Source organism: Nocardioides sp., assembly GCF_029937575.1.
In the GTDB taxonomy this organism is placed as follows: domain Bacteria; phylum Actinomycetota; class Actinomycetes; order Propionibacteriales; family Nocardioidaceae; genus Nocardioides.
In genome coordinates, this window is the sequence record NZ_JAPYPS010000013.1 from 60,214 (window position 1) to 76,129 (window position 15,916).

General features: G+C 69.7%; 18 protein-coding genes. 16 read left to right on the plus strand and 2 right to left on the minus strand.

From position 1 onward, the window contains the following. From Q1K33_RS07140 to paaE, 11 genes are all read left to right on the plus strand, one after another. Entirely contained in the window at positions 1-1,215 is a 1,215-nt protein-coding gene (locus tag Q1K33_RS07140) for an amidohydrolase family protein (protein WP_300402157.1), read from the plus strand. Then, on the plus strand, positions 1,215-2,369 hold the full coding sequence (locus Q1K33_RS07145) for an acyl-CoA dehydrogenase family protein (protein WP_300402159.1): 1,155 nt from the start codon (positions 1,215-1,217) through the stop codon (positions 2,367-2,369). Before Q1K33_RS07140 ends, Q1K33_RS07145 begins: the two co-directional genes overlap by 1 nt. After that, positions 2,369-3,139 carry a crotonase/enoyl-CoA hydratase family protein gene (locus tag Q1K33_RS07150; RefSeq protein ID WP_300402161.1) on the plus strand — a complete coding sequence of 257 codons (771 nt, stop codon included), beginning with the start codon at positions 2,369-2,371 and terminating at the stop codon, positions 3,137-3,139. The genes Q1K33_RS07145 and Q1K33_RS07150 overlap by 1 nt, the downstream gene beginning before the upstream one ends. A 34-nt stretch (positions 3,140-3,173) precedes the next feature. Beyond that, positions 3,174-3,479 (plus strand): hypothetical protein, encoded by a 306-nt coding sequence (locus tag Q1K33_RS07155; RefSeq protein WP_300402163.1) that lies wholly within the window; start codon positions 3,174-3,176, stop codon positions 3,477-3,479. A gap of 14 nt (positions 3,480-3,493) precedes the next feature. Beyond that, on the plus strand, positions 3,494-4,954 hold the full coding sequence (locus Q1K33_RS07160; RefSeq protein ID WP_300402165.1) for a fatty acid--CoA ligase family protein: 1,461 nt from the start codon (positions 3,494-3,496) through the stop codon (positions 4,952-4,954). Positions 4,955-4,991: 37 nt separating this feature from the next. Further along, complete coding sequence (locus tag Q1K33_RS07165) at positions 4,992-5,648, plus strand: SDR family NAD(P)-dependent oxidoreductase (protein ID WP_300402167.1); 657 nt, start codon at positions 4,992-4,994, stop codon at positions 5,646-5,648. 149 nt (positions 5,649-5,797) lie between these two features. Beyond that, positions 5,798-6,745: a 1,2-phenylacetyl-CoA epoxidase subunit PaaA gene (paaA, locus tag Q1K33_RS07170; protein ID WP_300402169.1), complete on the plus strand. Its 948-nt coding sequence runs from the start codon at positions 5,798-5,800 to the stop codon at positions 6,743-6,745. Beyond that, positions 6,742-7,044: a 1,2-phenylacetyl-CoA epoxidase subunit PaaB gene (paaB, locus tag Q1K33_RS07175; RefSeq protein WP_300402171.1), complete on the plus strand. Its 303-nt coding sequence runs from the start codon at positions 6,742-6,744 to the stop codon at positions 7,042-7,044. Before paaA ends, paaB begins: the two co-directional genes overlap by 4 nt. Before the next feature lie 11 nt (positions 7,045-7,055). Beyond that, on the plus strand, positions 7,056-7,985 hold the full coding sequence (gene paaC / locus Q1K33_RS07180) for a 1,2-phenylacetyl-CoA epoxidase subunit PaaC (RefSeq protein WP_300402174.1): 930 nt from the start codon (positions 7,056-7,058) through the stop codon (positions 7,983-7,985). Then, on the plus strand, positions 7,982-8,527 hold the full coding sequence (paaD, locus tag Q1K33_RS07185; protein ID WP_300402176.1) for a 1,2-phenylacetyl-CoA epoxidase subunit PaaD: 546 nt from the start codon (positions 7,982-7,984) through the stop codon (positions 8,525-8,527). The genes paaC and paaD overlap by 4 nt, the downstream gene beginning before the upstream one ends. Continuing rightward, positions 8,527-9,627, plus strand: coding sequence for a 1,2-phenylacetyl-CoA epoxidase subunit PaaE (gene paaE, locus Q1K33_RS07190; RefSeq protein ID WP_300402178.1), 1,101 nt, complete (start codon positions 8,527-8,529; stop codon positions 9,625-9,627). The genes paaD and paaE overlap by 1 nt, the downstream gene beginning before the upstream one ends. Positions 9,628-9,630: 3 nt before the next feature. On the opposite strand, the gene Q1K33_RS07195 is transcribed toward paaE, so the two are convergent. Next, complete coding sequence (locus Q1K33_RS07195) at positions 9,631-10,257, minus strand: TetR/AcrR family transcriptional regulator (RefSeq protein WP_300402180.1); 627 nt, start codon at positions 10,255-10,257, stop codon at positions 9,631-9,633. A gap of 62 nt (positions 10,258-10,319) precedes the next feature. Here Q1K33_RS07195 and Q1K33_RS07200 point away from each other — a divergent pair, with 62 nt between their 5' ends. Both Q1K33_RS07200 and Q1K33_RS07205 read left to right on the plus strand, forming a co-directional pair. Next, positions 10,320-10,658: a TraR/DksA C4-type zinc finger protein gene (locus Q1K33_RS07200; protein ID WP_300402182.1), complete on the plus strand. Its 339-nt coding sequence runs from the start codon at positions 10,320-10,322 to the stop codon at positions 10,656-10,658. Between the two features lie 74 nt (positions 10,659-10,732). Continuing rightward, on the plus strand, positions 10,733-11,632 hold the full coding sequence (locus Q1K33_RS07205; protein WP_300402184.1) for a 3-hydroxybutyryl-CoA dehydrogenase: 900 nt from the start codon (positions 10,733-10,735) through the stop codon (positions 11,630-11,632). Here the strand turns inward: Q1K33_RS07205 and Q1K33_RS07210 are convergent. Then, a complete protein-coding gene (locus tag Q1K33_RS07210) occupies positions 11,620-13,161 on the minus strand; it encodes an FAD-dependent oxidoreductase (protein WP_300402186.1) in 1,542 nt (513 codons plus the stop codon). The genes Q1K33_RS07205 and Q1K33_RS07210 overlap by 13 nt on opposite strands. Positions 13,162-13,373: 212 nt before the next feature. Between Q1K33_RS07210 and Q1K33_RS07215 the strand changes: the two genes are divergently transcribed. From Q1K33_RS07215 to pstC, 3 genes are all read left to right on the plus strand, one after another. Further along, positions 13,374-13,838 carry a hypothetical protein gene (locus tag Q1K33_RS07215; RefSeq protein WP_300402188.1) on the plus strand — a complete coding sequence of 155 codons (465 nt, stop codon included), beginning with the start codon at positions 13,374-13,376 and terminating at the stop codon, positions 13,836-13,838. Positions 13,839-14,066: 228 nt separating this feature from the next. Further along, positions 14,067-15,002: a PstS family phosphate ABC transporter substrate-binding protein gene (locus Q1K33_RS07220; protein ID WP_300402190.1), complete on the plus strand. Its 936-nt coding sequence runs from the start codon at positions 14,067-14,069 to the stop codon at positions 15,000-15,002. Positions 15,003-15,030: 28 nt separating this feature from the next. Beyond that, positions 15,031-15,916 (plus strand): phosphate ABC transporter permease subunit PstC (gene pstC, locus Q1K33_RS07225; protein ID WP_300402191.1); only part of this gene is annotated, 886 nt, incomplete at its 3' end.

The window sequence follows — 15,916 nt, forward strand, 5'->3', positions numbered from 1 at the left end:
ATGACCACGTTCACCGATGTGCCGATCTTCGATGCCGACACCCACATGTACGAGACCACCGAGGCGCTCACGAAGTTCCTCCCGGAGAAGTACAAGTCGGCCGTCCAGTTCATCCAGGTGGGTCGTCAGACCCGCATCTCGATCCTGGGCAAGATCCGCGACTACATCCCCAACCCGACGTTCGACAGGGTGGCAGCGCCCGGCGCCTGGGAGAAGTTCTTCGCCGGCCAGAACGAGGAGGGGCGCTCCCTGCGCGAGATGGCGGTGGAAAAGTCGATGGACTCGATCCCAGCCTTCCGGGAGCCGGGTCCACGCCTGGAGGCGATCGACGCCCAGGGCGTCGACGAGGCCATCGTCTACCCGACGCTGGCCAATCTCGTCGAGGCCTCGGCCAGCGAGGACCCCGAGCTCTGCTCGGCGATGATCCACGCTCTCAACCGCTGGATGCTCGAGACCTGGGGATTCACCCACGCCGACCGCCTCTTCATGACCCCGGTGATCAACCTGGGCCAGCTCGACGAGGGCCTGAAGGAGCTGGAGTACGTTCAGGAGAACGGTGCGAAGGTCATCTTGATCAAGCCGTCGCCGGTCAAAAACTGGAAGGGCTGGCGCTCGCCCGCACTGCCCGAGTTCGACCCGTTCTGGCGCGAGGTCGAGGCCAGCGGCATGCCCGTCGTCCTGCACGCAAGCCAGCCGCCGCTCGACTCCTACATCAACATGTGGGAGCCGCCCAACAGCCAGGTGTTCACCGAGATGAGCGCCTTCCGCTGGATCGCGCTCGGCCACCGCGAGATCACCGACATGTTGACCAGCCTCATCACCCACGGCACCCTGACGCGCTTCCCCAAGCTGCGTATCGCCAGCGTCGAGAACGGCAGCTCGTGGCTCCACCCGCTCTTCGACGACTTCGAGCTCTACTACAAGAAAATGCCGCAGGCATTCCCCGAGCACCCCATCGACGTCTTCCGTCGTAACGTGTGGATCAGCCCGTTCTGGGAGGGCTCGGTCGAGGACGTCGTGGAGACCGTCGGCTGGGACCGCGTCATGTTCGGCTCGGACTTCCCGCATCCGGAGGGCCTCGAGGAGCCCAAGGGGATCTTCCGTTACAACGAAGAGGACCTCAGCGAGAAGCGGATGTACGACTTCATGGGTGACAACGCCCGGCGGTTCCTGGGTCTGCCCGTGCGCAACCCCGCCGAGATGGTGCCCGCCTGATGAGCGCCGGACGCACCATCTTCGAGACCGAGCACGACGACTTCCGAGCGCTGGTCCGCGAGTTCATCGCCCGCGAGGTCGCCCCCCACGCCGAGGAGTGGAACGACGCCGGCATGGTCGACAAGCAGGTCTACAAGGCGGCCGCGGCGGCTGGTGTCATGGGGTTCAACGTCCCCGAGGCCTACGGAGGCCTGGGCATCGACGACTTCCGCTACAACGCCATCGTTGCCGAGGAGATGAACATCGCCGGTTCGGGCGCCAACGGCTTGGCCCTGACACTCATCAACGACATCCTCGCGCCCTACCTGCTCCGCCTCACCACCGAGGAGCAGCGCGAGCGTTGGTTGGGTCCGATGGCCTCCGGCTCGCTGCTGTTCTCGATTGCGATGAGCGAGCCCGGTGCCGGCAGCGACCTGGCAGGGGCTCGCACCTCTGCGGTGCGCGACGGCGAGCACTGGGTGCTCAACGGCCAGAAGACCTTCATCTCCGGCGGCCTTCTCTGTGATGCCGTCGTGGTCTTCTGCCGCACCGACCCGGACGCCGGCCACAAGGGCTTCAGCCTGATCGTCGTGGAGGACGGCACCCTCGGTTTCGAGAAGGGCCGCAAGCTCGACAAGATCGGCCTCAAGAGCCAGGACACTGCAGAGCTCTTCTTCGCCGACTGCCGGGTGCCGGTCACCAACCTCCTCGGCACCGAGGGCATGGGCTTCCGACACCTGATGGAGAACCTCCCGGCCGAACGGCTCTCGATCGGCGTCGGGGCGGTCGCCGGCGCGCGCCGTACGTTTGACGACACCGTCAAGTATGCTCACGACCGACAGGCCTTCGGGCAGTCGATCGGGTCTTTCCAGGCCAACCGGTTCATGCTTGCCGAGATGGCGACCGAGCTCGACATCGCTCAGACCTACATCGACGACTGCATCCGACGAGTGCTGACCGACGATCTCTCCGCCGTCGACGCGGCCAAGGCCAAGTGGTGGTGCACCGAGCTGCACAAAAAGGTTGTGGACCAGTGCCTGCAGCTCCATGGAGGATGGGGCTACATGCTCGAGTATCCGGTGGCCCGCGACTACCAGGACGTCCGCATCTCCACGATCCTCGGTGGCACCACCGAGATCATGAAGGAGATCATCGGACGGGACCTGGGGTTCTGATGGGCTCGGAGGACGCCGTTCTGACCGAACGACACGGCTCGGTGCTGCTGGTCACCATCAACCGGCCCGACGCCCGCAACGCGCTCGATGGTGCGGTCGCCCTCGGAGTGGCGGCCGCGATCGACGAGCTCGACGCCGACGACTCGCTGTTCGTCGGGGTCCTCACTGGGGCCGGCGGGACCTTCAGCTCCGGGATGGACCTCAAGGCCTTCCTCGCGGGCGAGTCGCCGCTGGTGGGCGACAGGGGACTGTGCGGCATCACGATGGCCCCACCCCGCAAGCCGCTGATCGGGGCGGTCGAGGGGTGGGCGGTCGCCGGAGGCTTCGAGCTGCTCCTGGCTTGCGACATGGTCGTCGCCGCCGAGGATGCCCGCCTCGGGGTGCCGGAGGTCAAGCGCGCCCTGGTCGCAGGAGGTGGCGCCGCCCTGCACTTGTCGCGGCGACTGCCGCTGGCCATCGCCCTGGAGCTGTTGCTGACCGGCGACCCGATCACGGCCTCGCGGGCCGCCGAGCTCGGGCTTGTCAACCGGGTGGTGGCACCTGGCGAGGCCGTGGGCGCTGCCCTCGAGCTGGCCGGTGTGGTCGCGGCGAACGGACCACTGGCCGTCGCGGTGACCAAGCAGATCGCCCGTTCGGCACCCGACTGGAGCTTCGAGGAAGGCTGGAAGCAGCAGGAACCGCTCATGATGCCGGTGTTCTCCTCGGTCGACGCCCGCGAGGGTGCGGCTGCGTTCGCGGAGAAGCGGAGTCCCGTGTGGACCGGCGCGTAACAACTCAACGATGAGAACCGAAGGAAGTGCAACCATGAAGCTCAAGGTGGGCCAGGCCCTTGTCAGCGTCGTCGACGACACCGCGGTCATCGCGACCAAGGTGCCTGACGGCGACGTCGTACTTACGTGCGGCGGCGCGCCGTTGGTACCCAAGGGATCCGAGGTCACGCCGGCCGACGCCGATCCGGCGCACCTGCAGGGCAGCCTGCTGGGCAAGCGCTACGTGGACGCAGACGGCACCGTCGAGGTTCTCTGCACCAAGGCCGGACCTGCTTCCCTGGCCCTCGACGGTGTCCTCCTGGCCACCGCCGAAGCCAAGGCGCTGCCGTCCTCCGACTGAGACGGGAGTCTTCGATGAACCTCACGATGTTGCTCGACATGGCCGCCGACGGATTCGGAGACCGTGTCATCGCCGGCACCAGGGCCAGCGGGCTGACCGCCGTTGCGCTACGCGATGCCGCTCAGCGCGGGGCCCGTCTCGTCGCCGATCGGGGGGCGGACGCGATCGTCTACACCGACGTCAACGGATTGGGCTTCCCGGTCGCGATGTTCGCCGCAGCCTACGCCGGTGTGCCGCTCGTGCCGCTCAACTACCGGCTCGGCGCCGAGCAGTTGGACGCACTGCGCGCCCGGCATCCCGGAGCGTTCGTCGTGGGCCCGGGGGCCGGTGCGCTGCCGGCGCAGGACTGGCTGGACGTCACCACCTCCACCGACCCGTTCGACGCCGTCGAGCCCGGCTACGAGGACATTCCGGCCGTGGTCATCTACACCAGCGGCACGACGAGCGAGCCGAAGGGCGTGCTGCTCAGGCACAGCAACCTGGTCTCGTACGTCTTCGGCTCGGTCGAGTTCGCCTCGGCGGGTGATGACGAGGCCGCCCTGATGAGCGTGCCGCCGTACCACATCGCCGCGGTGGCGAACGTGATCACCAGCCTGTACGCCGGGCGCCGGCTGATCACCCTGGAGCGGTTCGATCCCCAGGAGTGGCTCGCGCTGGTCCGCTCGGAGGGAGTCACCAACGCGCTGGTGGTGCCGACCATGCTCGCGCGATTGCTCGACGTTCGCGGCGACCGCTCGCTCGGACGGTTGCGGACGCTCGCCTACGGGGGCGCGCCTGCCCCATCGTCCGTCGTGCGCAAGGCGCTGGAGACCTGGCCCGACCTCGACTTCGTCAACGCCTACGGACTCACCGAGACCAGCTCGACGATCGCGGTGCTCACCCCGCAGGACCACCGCGACGTACTAGCGTCGCAGGACCCGTTCGTCCGGGCGCGGCTCGGCTCGGTGGGCCGTCCCCTGCCCGGCGTCCAGCTCGAGATCCGTGGGTCGGACGGCGTGCCGCTGGGTTCTGGTGTTCCGGGACGGATCTGGGTCGCGGGGGACCAGGTGTCGGCGGAGTACGCCGGCAAGGGTCGCCAGGTGGACGAGCGCGGCTTCTTCGACACCCGCGACGAGGGCTTCCTCGATGAGGACGGCTACCTCTTCATCGGCGGTCGGACCGACGACACGATCATCCGTGGGGCCGAGAACGTCGCACCGGCGGAGATCGAGGACGTGCTGATGCGGCACCCAGCGATCGCCGATGTCGCGGTCGTGGGGCTGCCCGACGAGCAGTGGGGCCAGCGGATCGTTGCGGCCGTGGTGCTGCGAGAGGGCCAAGAGGTCGACCTGGAGCAGCTCCGCGAATTCGCCCGGTCCACGCTGCGCGGGAGCAAGACCCCCGAGGAGATCGTGATCTGGTCCGACCTCCCCCGCACCGAGACCGGCAAGCTGGTGCGGCGTCACGTCGTCGATCGCTTCGGCGCTCCGGTGTGAACGCGTCCCCGTTCTACCCCGCCATCCAGGAGTCCTCGTGAACGCGCCGCTGATCGTCGTCGTCGGAGCCGGCCCCGGGGTCAGCGGGTCCCTGGCCCGCCGCTACGCCCGTGATGGGTATTCCGTTGCGCTGGTGGGCAACGAGGAGGCCCCGGTGCGGGCGCTGGCCGAGGAGCTCGAGGCGGGCGGCACAGCGGTGCAGTGGGCGGTGGCCGACGTCACCGACACCACGGCTGCGGCAAGCGCCATCACCGACCTCGCCGCCCAGGCCGGCCGGGTCGACGTACTGCACTTCAACCCCAGCGCCTTCCGGCAGAAGGACCCTCTCGAGCTGCAGGTCGACGAGCTCCTGGCCGACGTCGCGTTGGGTGTCGGTGCGTTGCTGACCGCGGTGCAGGCGGTGCGGCCATTCATGTCGGCCGGGGCGCGTGTGACGGTCACCGGGAGCATGGCTGCGGACAAGCCGTGGAACCAGGCGGCGTCACTGGGGGTGCAGAAGGCCGGTGTGCGCAACCTGGTGCACAGTCTGGACACGAGCTTGGCGCCGGAGGGGATCCGGGCGGTGTCGGTCACGGTGCGAGGCATGTTGTCGGAGGAGGGCGCCTTCACTCCCGATCGCGTGGCCGAGGCGCTCTATGCCGCAGCGTGGCAGGACGAGGACGCGTGGCGCACGGAGATCTCCTACGAGGGGTAGTCACCCCCGCGGGGCCGCCGCGACGATCGCCCGTTGCGCGCCGCTGAGACGAGTGCCACAGTAGTTACTGACCGTACGGTCGGCAATTCTCGATGGCTCATGCTCGGAGGTGGCTGGTGACGACGTCGTCCCCAGAGTTGGCACGCGACGTGGGCGAGCCGAGCGAGCCCGAGGCCCTTCGTGCCGCCTTCGACCACACCATCGAGCGGCATGATCGCATCGAGTCGCGCGACTGGATGCCGGAGCGGTACCGCTCGACGGTGGTGCGCCAGGTCGCCCAGCACGCGCACTCCGAGATCATCGGGATGCAGCCGGAGGGCAACTGGCTGACGCGAGCGCCGTCGTTGCGACGCAAGGCGATCCTCCTCGCCAAGGTGCAGGACGAGGCCGGACACGGCCTGTACCTCTACTCGGCCTGCGAGACGCTCGGTGTCTCGCGCGACGAACTGACGGAGAAGCTGATCGAGGGTCAGCAGAAGTACTCCTCGATCTTCAACTACCCGACGCTGTCGTACGCCGACGTAGGCACCATCGGGTGGTTGGTCGACGGGGCGGCGATCTGCAACCAGGTCCCGTTGTGCCGTACGTCGTACGGGCCCTACGGGCGGGCGATGATCCGGATCTGCAAGGAGGAGTCCTTCCACCAGCGACAGGGCTTCGAGCTGTTGGCGACGATGATGCGCGGCACCGCGGAGCAGCGCGCAATGGTGCAGGAGTCGGTCGATCGGTTCTGGTGGCCGGCGCTGATGATGTTCGGTCCTCCGGACGCCGACTCGCCCAACACCGAGCAGTCGATGGCGTGGGGGATCAAGCGCGACACCAACGACGACCTGCGGCAGAAGTTCGTCGACATGTCGGTGCCCCAGGCGCAGGCCCTCGGGGTGAGCCTGCCGGACCCGGATCTCGTGTGGAACGAGGCGCGCGGCCATCACGACTTCGGCCAGCCCGACTGGGAGGAGTTCAGGGCCGTGGTCAAGGGCGGGGGGCCGTGCAACGCCGAGCGCATCGCGCATCGGCGCCGCGCCTGGGAGGAGGGGGCCTGGGTGCGGGAGGCTGCCACGGCCTTCGCCCGTCAGCAGCGGGAGGAGCAGTCATGACCGATGTCCGGGACGTCCAGGCCGAGTGGCCTCTCTACGAGATCTTCGTGCGGGGCAAGCGCGGCCTCAACCATGTGCACGTCGGGTCCTTGCACGCCGCCGACGATGCGATGGCGCTCGGCAACGCGCGCGACGTCTACACCCGTCGCAACGAGGGCGTGAGCATCTGGGCGGTGCGTGCCGACGCGATCGCGGCCTCCAGTCCCGACGAGAAGGACCCGCTCTTCGCGCCGGCCGGCGACAAGGTCTATCGGCACCCGACCTTCTACGCCATCCCCGACGACGTTCCCCACATGTGACGGAGGCGGCCATGACCGATCGCGAGAGCGTGTACGACGGACTGCTGGGCGAGGACACCTCCCAGTGGGCGTTCGGGACGTCGTTCGAGGACCCGCTTGCCGGCGTGGACACGACGTTGCCCGACGGCGTCGACGCGGCGGTGTTGGCGGCGTACTGCCTGATGCTCGGCGACGACGCGTTGATCTACAGCCACCGGCTGGGCCAGTGGGCCAGCAACGCCCCCGACCTCGAGGACGACATCGCGTTGTCCAACATCGCCCTCGACCTCCTGGGACAGGCCCGGTTGCTGCTGGGTCGCGCCGCGGCGGCCGATGCCGGTTGTGTGCCGGTGCTGCCCGAGGGTTCGCCGGTGCCGGCCGAGGACGCGCTCGCGTTCTTCCGCGACGAGGGAGCGTTCCGCAACGTGCGGCTGGTCGAGCCCGACGACGTGGGCGGGGCGGGCGGCGACTTCGCCGTCACCATCGCCCGCCTGCTCCTGTTCTCGTGCTACCGGCTCGCGCTGATGGAGCGGCTGCGCTCGAGCCGCGACCCGGTGCTTGCTGCGGTCGCGGTCAAGGCGGTCAAGGAGCTGACCTACCACCGCGACTACGCGGGGCGTTGGTTCCTCACCCTGGCCCGTGGCACCGAGGAGTCGCGCCGTCGACTGCTCGCGGGCCTGGCACTGGTGTGGCCGCTGCACGACGAGCTCTTCGGCACCCATCCGGTCGAGACCCTCGTCGCCGAGCAGGGTGTCGGGGTAGACCCGTCGACCCTGGCCGCCGAGGTCGACGTGGTCCTGGAGCAGGTGTTCTCGGTCAGCAGCATCGACCGTCCCGCGGTGGCGCAGGTCGGACCGGTGGCCGGTGGGATGGGTCGCGAGGGGCGCCACTGCGAGCAGATGGGCCGGCTGCTGGCCCAGATGCAGTCCGTGGCCCGCGCGCACCCGCTGGGGCTGTGGTGAGCACGGCGACCCAGACCCCCAGGATCCCGGCGTACGACGTCGCGGCGACCGTCACCGATCCCGAGCTCCCGATGCTGACGCTCGAGGACCTGGGTGTCCTGCGCTCGGTGGAGGAGCACCACGGGACCGGAGGTCCGGGGAGCCCGGGAGACCGGGTCGAGGTGGCGATCACCCCGACCTACACCGGGTGCCCGGCGATGGCCTCGATGCGCGACGACCTCGTGCACCGTCTGCACGGTGCCGGGTACGACGACGTACGCGTGCGGGTGCAGCTGAGCCCAGCATGGTCGAGCGACTGGATCACCGAGCGCGGCCGCCGCGCCCTTGCCGAGGCCGGCTACTCGACGCCCGGGCCGGCACGCCACCACGCGGGCGACGCCCCGGTCGCTCTCAACCTGTTGCCCACGCGCCGCGCGATCACCTGCCCGCGGTGCGGCTCCGCCGACGTCGAGTTGACCTCGGAGTTCGGGGCGACGGCGTGCAAGGCGCTCTACCGCTGTGCGGCCTGCCTCGAGCCGTTCGAGCATGTCAAGGAGATCTGATGACCCCCCTGACAGACCTCACCCCCGAACGCTCGTCGCGGCGCGCCTTCCATCGACTCACGGTCGCCGAGGTTGAGCACCTCACCGACGACTCCGCCGCGATCACCTTCGCCGTGCCCGACGAGCTGCGCGAGGAGTTCGCGTTCGGCGCCGGGCAGGCGCTGACCCTTCGCCGGATGGTCAAGGGGCAGGACCACCGCCGCACCTACTCCATCTGCGCACCAACCGGGGCGAGCCCGCGGGTGGGCGTGCGCGAGATCCCCGACGGGCTGTTCTCGTCGTGGCTCGTGCGCGAGGTGCGTCCCGGTGACGCGATCGAGGTGCAGCCACCGACGGGCGGGTTCGGCGCCGACCCGGAGGCCGGTCGCCGTCACCTGTGCATCGCCGCGGGGTCGGGCATCACCCCGGTGCTCTCGATCGCGTCCTCGGTCCTGAGACACCCCGAGACGGACGTCACCCTGCTCTACGGCAACCGCACCAGTCGCAGCGTGATGTTCGCCGAGGAGCTCGCCGACCTCAAGAACCGCTACCCGGCGCGTCTCGACCTGGTGCACGTGCTCTCACGCGAGCCCCGCGACGTCGAGCTCTTCTCCGGCCGACTCGACGTTGAGCGGCTGCGGCGGCTGCTGACCGCGCTCGTGCCGCTCCACGGGGTCGACCACGTGTGGTTGTGTGGCCCGTTCGGACTGATCGCCGATGCACGCGTGGTCCTGACCGACCTCGGCGTGGCCGAGGGCCACGTGCACCACGAGCTGTTCTACGTCGACGAGCCGCCGCCCGAGATCGTGCGCGAGGACCCCACGGACACGCTGGCCGCTGAGGACGCGAGCGCGGTCACGGTCGTGCTCGACGGCCGCACCACCACGACCCCGACGTCACGCGCCCAGAGCATCCTCGACGGCGCCGCAGCCGTCCGGAGTGACCTGCCCTTCGCCTGCAAGGGCGGGGTCTGTGGCACCTGCCGGGCGCTGGTCACCGACGGCGAGACCGACATGCGCCGCAACTACGCCCTCGGCGACGACGAGGTCGAGCGCGGCTTCGTCCTCACCTGCCAGACCCACCCGGTGAGCGACAGCGTCACCGTCGACTTCGACGCCTGACCACTACTCGGGCTGGGTGACGGCGATCCCCTCGAAGGCCATCGCGGTGATGGCCTGGGCGATGGCCTGTTGGGGGACGGGCCCGTCGGGGCGGTACCACTCGATCAACGAGTTGACCATGCCGAAGAGCAGCCTGCTGATCAGCTCCGGCGTGATGTCGGTGCGGACGGCGCCCTCGGCGACCGCTGCGGTGACCAGGTTCGAGAGCTTCTCGTCGAGCAGGCGGCGCCGCTCGAGCGCCACCAGCTCGACGGGGCTGTTGCCGCGCACGCGCAGCAGCAGCGTCACGGCGGGGAGGTGGTCGACCAGGATGCGCACCGACTCGTGCACCAGCGTGCGCAGCCGGCTGTCCGCGGTGCCCGAGGCGCTCGGCTCCACGGCGGCGTCGACGACCGCGGTGAGCTCGTCGAGCGCTTCGTCCAGCGCGGCCGCGAGCAGCTGCTCGCGGCTCTCGATGTGGTGGTAGATCGCCGACTTGGTCAGCCCCAGCTCCTTGGCCAGGTCGGTCATGCTGGTGCCCTCGTAGCCCTGACGGTTGAAGAGCTCGATGGCCCGGCGCAGCACCGTGGCCTGGTCGTAGCCCGGCCTGCCCCGCCGTGGAGCGGGGGTGTCGTCGGTCGGGTCGGGCACACCCGATCGTCCCACGGTGCGCGGCCTCGGGCTCCTGAGGTGGGCGGGGGGACACTGGTGGCATGGATGCATCGGCTCGGCTCAGGGCCGAGCGCGCCCGCACGCTGCGGCGCCTCGCGACCCTTTCCGACGACTACGCCGAGGTCGTGGCTGCCTCGCGCGACACCAACGCGGACGACGAGCACGATCCCGAGGGCGCCACGATCGCGTTCGAGCGCTCCCAGATGGGCGCGCTCGCCGCTGCTGCTCGCGCCCACCTGGCCGAGGTCGAGGCCGCCGAGGAGCGTCTCGCGTCCGGGACGTACGGCGTGTGCGAGCGGTGCGGGGAGACGATCGGCGGCGAGCGGCTCGCCGTACGACCTGCGGCACGGCGATGTGTCAGGTGTGCCGGGCAGCGCTGAGGTGGCTCAGCAGTCCCTGGCAGTAGGGTGAACCTGCGTCTCGTCCAGATGAAACCGAGTACCAGGGAGTAACCATGAGCAACGCCGTCGGCGACACCGGCACCACCGGCGCCAGTGCGAGTGACATCGAGAAGGTCGGAGTCGTGGGCTGCGGGCTCATGGGCGCCGGCATCGCGGAGGTCTGCGCTCGCGCGGGTCAGGACGTCGTGGTGGTGGAGTCGAGCGATGATGCGGCCAAGGCGGGTCGGGCCCGGCTGGAGGCGTCCCTGCGGCGTGCGGCCGAGCGCGGCAAGATCCCGGACGCAGACGAGGTGCTGGATCGCATCCGGGTCGAGAGCGACCTCGCGCAGCTGGCCGACCGCGACCTGGTCGTCGAGGCGATCGTGGAGGACGAGGACGCCAAGACGGCGTTGTTCCGCGCGCTCGACGAGATCGTCACCTCGCCCGAGGCGATCCTGGCCTCCAACACGTCGTCGATCCCGATCATGAAGCTGGCCGTGGTGACCGGCCGGCCCGCGCAGGTGATGGGGATCCACTTCTTCAACCCGGTGCCGGTGCTGTCGTTGGTCGAGCTGGTGCCGAGCCTGCTGACCGGTGAGGAGACGACCGAGCGCGCCCGGGCCTTCGTCCAGGACACGCTGGGCAAACGGGCGATCGACTGCCAGGACCGGGCCGGGTTCGTGGTCAACGCGTTGCTGATCCCGTTCGTGCTCTCGGCGATCCGGATGATGGAGTCGGGCTTCGCCACGGCCGAGGACATCGACGAGGGACTGGTGCGGGGGGCGGCTCACCCGCAGGGTCCGTTGGCGTTGGCCGACCTCATCGGCCTGGACACGACCAAGGCGGTCGCGGAGTCGTTGTACGAGGAGTTCAAGGAGCCGCTCTACGCGCCGCCGCCGCTGCTCGCGCGGATGGTCGACGCGGGCTTGCTCGGCCGCAAGACGGGCCGTGGGTTCTACACCTACCCGCGCTGAGCTCCGGGGGAGGCGACGTCCTGGGGCCCCGACTCGCGGGGCGCGAGGCCGCGCGTGGCGACGCCCTCCAACACCTCGCCGTCGGCGTCGAAGCGCGAGCCGTGCAGGGGGCAGTCCCAGCTGCGCTCCGCGTCGTTCCACCCCACGACGCCACCGAGATGCGTGCACACGCCCGAGACCCGGCGCAGCACACCGTCGGTCGTCGACGTGGCCTCGGGCAGCAGCCCGGAGCGGTGTACCCGTCCCTCGCCCTCGGCGAGTGCCGAGCCGTCCGCGGACAGCAGCGGGCGGATCCAGCCTGCCGTCATGGCGAGTCCCACCTCCGCGTTGGCGCGGGCGGCGGTCAGCAGCCCCCGGGACTCTCGAGGCGACCACGTCGCGAAGGCGCGGGCCCAGCTCGGTGCCTCGTCCGGGGAGGCGGCCAGCACGTGCGCGGCCGCAACGCCGTTGGTCATGCCCCACTTGGAGTAGCCGCCGGCGAACAGGACGTCGCCGCGGCCGGGCAGCAGAGGGCCGGCGTACGGCAGGGCGTGGTGCGGTTGATAGTCCTGGGCCGACCAGGCGTGGGTCTCGACGAGCTCGCCGAACTGGTCGCGGGTCCAGTCGCGGATCTCGTCCAGCCGGCCACGTGGTGAGTGGGCCCGCCCCGTGACGTGACCGTTGCCTCCGACCAGCAGGAAGGGCTCGCCGTCGCGCCCGACACCGTCTCGCAGGGACCGCGTGGGCTCGTCGGTGGACAGGTACATCCCGGCCACCCGGGGGACGTCGCTGCGGAAGGCGAGGCTGTAGGAGCGTTGGGCGGTGACCCGCGCGAAGTACCCACCCCGATCCAGGATCGGGGTGTTGGTGGCGACGACGACCCGGCTCGCACGGGCGGTGCCGGCGCTGGTGGACACGGTCACGGGCTCGTGACCGTGCACTCGCTGCACGCGCGCGCCCTCCACGACGCTGACGCCGAGAGAGGCCGCCTCCTCGGCGAGCGCCTGCAAGAGCTCGACCGGGTCCACCTGGTACTGCTGCGGCAGGTGGACAGCGCCCCGCGTGGGGAAGGGGAGGTCGACCTGGTCGGTCCAGCTCGCGGCCAACCCGGCGCGTACGGCGTGATCGAGCTCGGTGCGGGCGGCGTGCTCACCGGAGGCTGTCGTCGCGTACGTGTAGGCCGGCCGCAGCTGGAGCTCGACGCCCCGCGATGCGCAGAAGTCGCTCACCCAACCTTGTGCCTCGAGGTTGGCCCGGACGTAGTCGCGTACCAGGTCCTGCGAGTGGTGCCGGGCGATCTGAGTGAGCTGGGTGCCTTGCAGGAGGCTGAGCTTGGCGGTGCTCCGGCCCGTCGTGCCGCTGCCGATCCGCCTACCTTCGATGACGAGCACCTCGTGACCGGTGCGGGCCAGCAGGACGGCCGTGGTGAGGCCGGTGATCCCGGCCCCGACGACGACAGCGTCCCACGAGCCGTCGACCCCCGGCTGAGACGAGGCGGTGCGCGCGGTGCCGGCGCCGGAGCGGTCGTGCCACAGCGAGCGCAGAGCCATCGGGTGTCCCTCCAGAGAGTGCGGGCCTCACATCAGCAGTGCTTCACGCTCCCTCGCGAGCCTGGTGCGGAGCGACACCCGGGAGGGTGGTTCTCGTTCTCGCGGGTCATGCCCGCCTGGCGACGCCGTGGACGGCCACTCCGAGGGGTGGTGCCGCGCGACGACGGAGTGTCTAGTTTCGGTCGAGTGACCACCATGCTCCTCCTGCAACCATGACGGGCCCCGCGCCCCAGCACCGGCGCCCACCCGGCGTCAACGACGCCACGGTCGAGGCGCTCGGCAAGGTGAGCGAGGCCCTGGAGGCCGTGGAGGCGGCCCGAGGTCACCTGTACGCCTTCCACCGGCTGTGCGGCACCGCCGACCTCACGCTCGGTGAGGGAGTCGACCTGCTGCGCGAGGCCGGGCACGAGCAGCACGCGGCCCGGCTCGGCGACGAGATGGTGGGACGCAACATTCTGGAGGGGCGGTGGAGCTTCCAGGTCGTCGAGGAGTACGACGACTCCTACTACGGCCCGTTCAAGCAGCTCGAGGCCGACCTGCGCAAGGCGCTGGTGGAGGGCAAACGGCACCTGTTCGAGGCGGAGATGAAGGAGCGTCGCCGCACGCGCGGACACCCCCACCATGGCGCGGTACCCGGTGAGACCGGTGAGACCGGCGAGGCCGGAGAGACCGGCTGAGGCTCGAGGCGCGCTCCGCCCCGATGCCCTGAGCCCGCCCTTTCCGTGGCGCTCGGAGCGACGGCCCGCCCTCATTGCATAGGCATACGTCTATGCTTCATGGGGCGCAACCCCTCTGTTCACCTTCCATTTACATAGACCTTCTTCTATCAATCCCGTTCGAGACATCAATTGGTGGCTGCGCTCCGCAGCCTGATCTAGACGGGAACTAGCCGCATGTTCACACGTGTGACACGCACCGCCGCAGTCGCCGGCACCTCGACCCTCCTGCTGGCGCTGGCCGCCTGCGGGAGAGGGGACTCCGAGAGCGCTGGCGACAGCGTCTCGGGATCCGTGGCCGTCGACGGCTCCTCCACGGTCTACCCCATGAGCAACACCGCAGCCGAGTTGATCCTCGAGGACTTCCCCGACATCCAGGTCTCCGTCGGCTTCTCCGGCACCGGCGGCGGCTTCGAGAAGTTCTGTGGCGGCGAGACCGACATCTCCGACGCCTCGCGCCCGATCAAGGACGAGGAGGCCGCCGTGTGTGACGAGGCGGGCGTCGACTTCACCGAGCTGCTCGTCGCCACCGACGCCCTCACCGTCGTCGTCAATCCGGACCTGGCCGTCGACTGCCTCACGACCGACCAGGTGATCTCCTTGTTCGGCCCGGGCTCGGAGGTGGACAACTGGAGCGACCTGGACCCGAGCTTCCCTGACGAGGGGATCACCGGCTTCATCCCCGGCACCGACTCCGGCACCTATGACTACATGGCTGCCGACGTCGTGGGCGACGACTCCGAGGCGCTGCGCGAGGACTTCGAGTCCTCGGAGGACGACAACGTCCTGGTCCAGGGCGTGGCCGGCACCAGCGGTGGAGTCGGCTTCTTCGGCTACACCTACTTCGAGGAGAACGAGGACAAGCTGAAGGCGCTCAGCATCGACGACGGTGCCGGGTGTGTCGCCCCGTCCGCGGAGACGGCGCAGGCCGGCGAGTACGCCCCCCTGGCCCGCCCGCTCTTCATCTACGTCAAGAACGCGTCGTACGCCGACAACGCGGCGACGCAGGAGTACGTCGACTACTACATCGACAACCTCACCGCGATCGCCGAGACCGCACAGTTCATCCCGCTCAACGACGAGGACTACGCCGGCACGCAGGCGGCCGTCGAGAGCCTCGGCTGACGAAGTTCCTCGGACGCGAAAGGCTCCCATGAGCTCGCACGCACAGGCAGGCCCTCCCTCCGGGGCGGGCCTGCCTGGCCCCCGTTCGCTCGAGCATCGCCCGCGGTACGGCGAGGCCGTCATCAAGGCGCTGCTGCTCGTCGCCGCCATCACCTCGGTGGCCATCACCTTCGGCATCGTCGCCGCGCTCATCGAGCCGGTGGTGCAGTTCTTCAGGCAGGTGCCGTTCAGCCAGTTCTTCGCCTGGGACGACATCGGCAGCACCGAGGTCCGGCCGGCGGTGCTGCCGCTGGTGCTGGGGACCTTCATGGTCACCGCCATCGCCCTGGCGATCGCCGTACCTCTCGGCCTGGGTGCCGCGCTGTACCTCGCCGAGTACGCCTCGCCCCGCGCCCGCAAGTGGCTCAAGCCCACCGTGGAGCTCCTCGCGGGCGTGCCTTCGGTGGTCTACGGGTTCTTCGCCGTCTTCTTCGTCACGCCGGTCGTCCTCAACGGCTGGTTCGGGCTCGACGTGAACTTCACCAACTCCCTCTCGGCGGGCGTGGTGCTCGGGGTGATGGTCATCCCGACCATCGCCTCGCTCTCCGAGGACGCCCTGTCCTCGGTGCCACTGGCGCTGCGGCAGGGGTCGCTGGCGATGGGGGCCAACCGCATGCAGACGACCGTGCGTGTGGTGATGCCGGCCGCGTTGTCCGGCATCGCCGCCGCGGTCGTGCTCGGCATGTCCCGAGCCGTCGGCGAGACCATGATCGTCGCCCTGGCCGGGGGGTCCGCCAAGAACCTGTCGCCCGACATCCGAGAGGGACACCAGACCATGACGGCGTTCATCGCCCAGACCGTGCAAGGGGAGAACCCCGTGGGATCGGTCGGCTACAACATGCTCTTCGCCGTTGCGATGCTGTTGTTCCTCATCA

Coding starts and splice junctions, on each gene's coding strand:
- Q1K33_RS07200 (WP_300402182.1), top strand. CDS start 10,320: ATGGATGCATCGGCTCGGCTCAGGGCCGAGCGCGCCCGCACGCTGCGG.
- paaC (WP_300402174.1), top strand. CDS start 7,056: ATGACCGATCGCGAGAGCGTGTACGACGGACTGCTGGGCGAGGACACC.
- Q1K33_RS07215 (WP_300402188.1), top strand. CDS start 13,374: ATGACGGGCCCCGCGCCCCAGCACCGGCGCCCACCCGGCGTCAACGAC.
- Q1K33_RS07210 (WP_300402186.1), bottom strand. CDS start 13,161: ATGGCTCTGCGCTCGCTGTGGCACGACCGCTCCGGCGCCGGCACCGCG.
- Q1K33_RS07205 (WP_300402184.1), top strand. CDS start 10,733: ATGAGCAACGCCGTCGGCGACACCGGCACCACCGGCGCCAGTGCGAGT.
- Q1K33_RS07150 (WP_300402161.1), top strand. CDS start 2,369: ATGGGCTCGGAGGACGCCGTTCTGACCGAACGACACGGCTCGGTGCTG.
- Q1K33_RS07160 (WP_300402165.1), top strand. CDS start 3,494: ATGAACCTCACGATGTTGCTCGACATGGCCGCCGACGGATTCGGAGAC.
- Q1K33_RS07145 (WP_300402159.1), top strand. CDS start 1,215: ATGAGCGCCGGACGCACCATCTTCGAGACCGAGCACGACGACTTCCGA.
- paaE (WP_300402178.1), top strand. CDS start 8,527: ATGACCCCCCTGACAGACCTCACCCCCGAACGCTCGTCGCGGCGCGCC.
- Q1K33_RS07140 (WP_300402157.1), top strand. CDS start 1: ATGACCACGTTCACCGATGTGCCGATCTTCGATGCCGACACCCACATG.
- Q1K33_RS07155 (WP_300402163.1), top strand. CDS start 3,174: ATGAAGCTCAAGGTGGGCCAGGCCCTTGTCAGCGTCGTCGACGACACC.
- paaB (WP_300402171.1), top strand. CDS start 6,742: ATGACCGATGTCCGGGACGTCCAGGCCGAGTGGCCTCTCTACGAGATC.